General features: G+C 34.1%; 1 protein-coding gene and 1 pseudogene. Both read right to left on the reverse strand.

Going from position 1 to position 1,316, the window contains the following annotated elements; translation table 11 throughout:
* Positions 1-297, reverse strand: a pseudogene (locus tag BN338_RS12195) (hypothetical protein); the annotation flags it as partial.
* Positions 298-631: 334 nt separating this feature from the next.
* Complete coding sequence (locus BN338_RS08955; RefSeq protein WP_039761183.1) at positions 632-1,153, reverse strand: hypothetical protein; 522 nt, start codon at positions 1,151-1,153, stop codon at positions 632-634.
* Between the last annotated feature and the right edge of the window lie 163 nt (positions 1,154-1,316).

Here is a 1,316-nt window from a genome sequence, read left to right on the forward strand (position 1 = left end):
AGCCTTATCACTCACTACAACATTACCATAAACTTTAGCATTTTGAGCAACAACGGCTTCATTACGTATTTTCGCATTTTCACTAACAACAGAATCATATGCTGCAATTGCATCGTCATAAACCCAGCAATTACCATCATGAGAGAGATTGCTTTCCTTTTCAATAAAGCCGCCTAGATCGCCAGCCTTAACATCATCAAAATCTCTTAAAGCACGAATGCGATAAAAGAATTTAGGTTGACCGGTTTCAGCATCGCGAACTTCTTTTGTTTCATTAGTTAATTCATATTTTTTCATTGGGATGTTTCCTTACGAAATTAGAGTTTCTTATTGACACCCCTAAGAGCGTCGGGTGCTAAGAAACACGGTCGTAAGTCCGTCGCTATGCTTTTCCCATAAGGGTATTGTATGGCACAGCTACACCCGACATAAATCATCATATGTTTTATCAAACATAAAAGATAGTCAGTATTTTAAAGACATGGGAAAGATCTTTCGTGATCTAACCGCTTACGATTCAGTGTTTCTTAGGCACTTGACTCTCTTCTAACAGCACTGATTCTATATGTCAATAAGACTTTTCACTTTTTTCCATTTTTGTATCTACCCAATTGAAGATCAAGCGCTTTTTCTAGCTCTTTGTCTTTTTAATAGATGATTGTATCGCGTAAATCGATATATTTATTAAACTGCGTGTCCGTAACATGAGAAAGAATGAACTGACTAAAAAAAAGTACCAAATAACAATATCTGAATACCAAAACACGGTATCCAACGATAAAGGAAGCTCGTACTTTAGGTATTTAGAAATAATAGAGAAAAAAACCGTTTCTTTATAACTATTTGGAAAAATTAAAACGACAAATGCTAAAATTATGAGCTTTAAGATTCCATGCATATATTGTTGTAAATCGCGTGTTAATATCTTCCAACCTGTTGTATTGCCATGTTTATATTTTGGGTTGTTTTGCAATTCAAAAGGAATATGAGAATTGCATAAAATTGCAAAAATAGTTGTTACTGTTACTAAAGAAACAGAAGCGAATATCAAAATACCTTGGATAAAATCATAATTTTTTTTGATACCTAAAAAGCATAGAATTATAAAGATTATGACGCCAAACAAAGCCCTTAGCTGTCTATCTGTAAACATATTTATTTCCTGCGGTTTTCGATAGTTTTTTGATTTCTCTGTTGATTTCATCTATGAGAGGCTCGTAATTGAGAACATTTCTTGGCAAATTACCCCCATATATCCAAGCTTTCACTTGAGCTTTGGTACTGTAATCAACTTTGTCAGGGATCTCTTCGTACTG

The sequence above is a fragment of the Bartonella queenslandensis AUST/NH15 genome, assembly GCF_000312585.1.
Taxonomy (GTDB): domain Bacteria; phylum Pseudomonadota; class Alphaproteobacteria; order Rhizobiales; family Rhizobiaceae; genus Bartonella; species Bartonella queenslandensis_A.

What these genes read in the sequence shown, in the direction of transcription:
- BN338_RS08955 (WP_039761183.1), bottom strand. Translation starts at nt 1,153, where the DNA reads ATGTTTACAGATAGACAGCTAAGGGCTTTGTTTGGCGTCATAATCTTT.